Genomic DNA, 2,985 nt, shown 5'->3' with positions numbered 1-2,985 from the left:
AGCGATGATCCAGGGATTTCCGAATGGGGGAACCCAACAGGTACTACCTGTTACCCACATCTGTTAAGGATGTGAGGAGGAAGACGCAGTGAACTGAAACATCTAAGTAGCTGCAGGAAGAGAAAGCAAAAGCGATTGCCTTAGTAGCGGCGAGCGAAACGGCAGGAGGGCAAACCGAAGAGTTTACTCTTCGGGGTTGTAGGACTGCAATGTGGACTCAAAGATTATAGAAGAATGATTTGGGAAGATCAGCCAAAGAGAGTAATAGCCTCGTATTTAAAATAGTCTTTGTACCTAGCAGTATCCTGAGTACGGCGGGACACGTGAAATCCCGTCGGAATCTGGGAGGACCATCTCCCAACCCTAAATACTCCCTAGTGACCGATAGTGAACCAGTACCGTGAGGGAAAGGTGAAAAGCACCCCGGGAGGGGAGTGAAATAGAACCTGAAACCGTGTGCCTACAACAAGTTCGAGCCCGTTAATGGGTGAGAGCGTGCCTTTTGTAGAATGAACCGGCGAGTTACGTTATGATGCGAGGTTAAGTTGAAGAGACGGAGCCGTAGGGAAACCGAGTCTGAATAGGGCGCCTTAGTATCATGACGTAGACCCGAAACCATGTGACCTACCCATGAGCAGGTTGAAGGTGCGGTAAGACGCACTGGAGGACCGAACCAGGGCACGTTGAAAAGTGCTTGGATGACTTGTGGGTAGCGGAGAAATTCCAAACGAACTTGGAGATAGCTGGTTCTCTCCGAAATAGCTTTAGGGCTAGCGTCGACATTAGAGATTCTTGGAGGTAGAGCACTGTTTGGGTGAGGGGTCCATCCCGGATTACCAATCTCAGATAAACTCCGAATGCCAAAGAATTATGGTCGGCAGTCAGACTGCGAGTGCTAAGATCCGTAGTCGAAAGGGAAACAGCCCAGACCACCAGCTAAGGTCCCAAAATAATTGTTAAGTGGAAAAGGATGTGGGGTTGCACAGACAACTAGGATGTTAGCTTAGAAGCAGCTATTCATTCAAAGAGTGCGTAATAGCTCACTAGTCGAGTGACCCTGCGCCGAAAATGTACCGGGGCTAAAACAATTTACCGAAGCTGTGGATACCTTTATAGGTATGGTAGGAGAGCGTTCTATGTGTGATGAAGGTATACCGTGAGGAGTGCTGGAACGCATAGAAGTGAGAATGCCGGTATGAGTAGCGAAAGACAGGTGAGAATCCTGTCCACCGTAAGACTAAGGTTTCCAGGGGAAGGCTCGTCCGCCCTGGGTTAGTCGGGACCTAAGGAGAGACCGAAAGGTGTATCCGATGGACAACAGGTTGATATTCCTGTACTAGAGTATGTAGTGATGGAGGGACGCAGTAGGCTAACTAAAGCAGACGATTGGAAGAGTCTGTCTAAGCAGTGAGGTGTGAATTGAGTTAAATGCTTAATTCTATAACATTGAGCTGTGATGGGGAGCGAAGTTTAGTAGCGAAGTTAGTGACGTCACACTGCCAAGAAAAGCTTCTAGCGTTTAAACATACTCTACCCGTACCGCAAACCGACACAGGTAGTCGAGGCGAGTAGCCTCAGGTGAGCGAGAGAACTCTCGTTAAGGAACTCGGCAAAATGACCCCGTAACTTCGGGAGAAGGGGTGCTGACTTTAAGTCAGCCGCAGTGAATAGGCCCAAGCAACTGTTTATCAAAAACACAGCTCTCTGCTAAATCGTAAGATGATGTATAGGGGGTGACGCCTGCCCGGTGCTGGAAGGTTAAGAGGAGTGCTTAGCGTAAGCGAAGGTATGAATTGAAGCCCCAGTAAACGGCGGCCGTAACTATAACGGTCCTAAGGTAGCGAAATTCCTTGTCGGGTAAGTTCCGACCCGCACGAAAGGCGTAATGATTTGGGCACTGTCTCAACGAGAGACTCGGTGAAATTTTAGTACCTGTGAAGATGCAGGTTACCCGCGACAGGACGGAAAGACCCCATGGAGCTTTACTGCAGTTTGATATTGAGTGTCTGTACCACATGTACAGGATAGGTAGGAGTCTACGAGATCGGGACGCCAGTTTCGAAGGAGACGTTGTTGGGATACTACCCTTGTGTTATGGCCACTCTAACCCAGATAGGTGATCCCTATCGGAGACAGTGTCTGACGGGCAGTTTGACTGGGGCGGTCGCCTCCTAAAAGGTAACGGAGGCGCCCAAAGGTTCCCTCAGAATGGTTGGAAATCATTCGCAGAGTGTAAAGGTATAAGGGAGCTTGACTGCGAGAGCTACAACTCGAGCAGGGACGAAAGTCGGGCTTAGTGATCCGGTGGTTCCGTATGGAAGGGCCATCGCTCAACGGATAAAAGCTACCCTGGGGATAACAGGCTTATCTCCCCCAAGAGTTCACATCGACGGGGAGGTTTGGCACCTCGATGTCGGCTCGTCGCATCCTGGGGCTGTAGTCGGTCCCAAGGGTTGGGCTGTTCGCCCATTAAAGCGGCACGCGAGCTGGGTTCAGAACGTCGTGAGACAGTTCGGTCCCTATCCGTCGCGGGCGTAGGAAATTTGAGAGGATCTGCTCCTAGTACGAGAGGACCAGAGTGGACTTACCGCTGGTGTACCAGTTGTCTTGCCAAAGGCATCGCTGGGTAGCTATGTAGGGAAGGGATAAACGCTGAAAGCATCTAAGTGTGAAACCCACCTCAAGATGAGATTTCCCATGATTATATATCAGTAAGAGCCCTGAGAGATGATCAGGTAGATAGGTTAGAAGTGGAAGTGTGGCGACACATGTAGCGGACTAATACTAATAGCTCGAGGACTTATCCAAAGTAACTGAGAATACGAAAGTGAACGGTTTTCTTGGTTTGAATAGATATTCAATTTTGAGTAGGTATTACTCAGAGTTAAGTGACGATAGCCTAGGAGATACACCTGTACCCATGCCGAACACAGAAGTTAAGCCCTAGAACGCCGGAAGTAGTTGGGGGTTGCCCCCTGTGAGATA

The 2,985-nt window shown here is 49.5% G+C and carries 2 rRNA genes (1 of these 2 only partly in view); both read left to right on the top strand.

Going from position 1 to position 2,985, the window contains the following annotated elements:
- A 23S ribosomal RNA gene (locus tag HT709_RS03795) occupies positions 1-2,808 on the top strand (it extends 142 nt beyond the left edge of the window).
- 76 nt (positions 2,809-2,884) lie between these two features.
- A 5S ribosomal RNA gene (rrf, locus tag HT709_RS03790) occupies positions 2,885-2,985 on the top strand; the annotation flags it as partial.

Source organism: Streptococcus sp. 1343 (assembly GCF_013277355.1).
In the GTDB taxonomy this organism is placed as follows: domain Bacteria; phylum Bacillota; class Bacilli; order Lactobacillales; family Streptococcaceae; genus Streptococcus; species Streptococcus pseudopneumoniae.
This window is presented reverse-complemented; position numbering and strand designations above follow the sequence as displayed.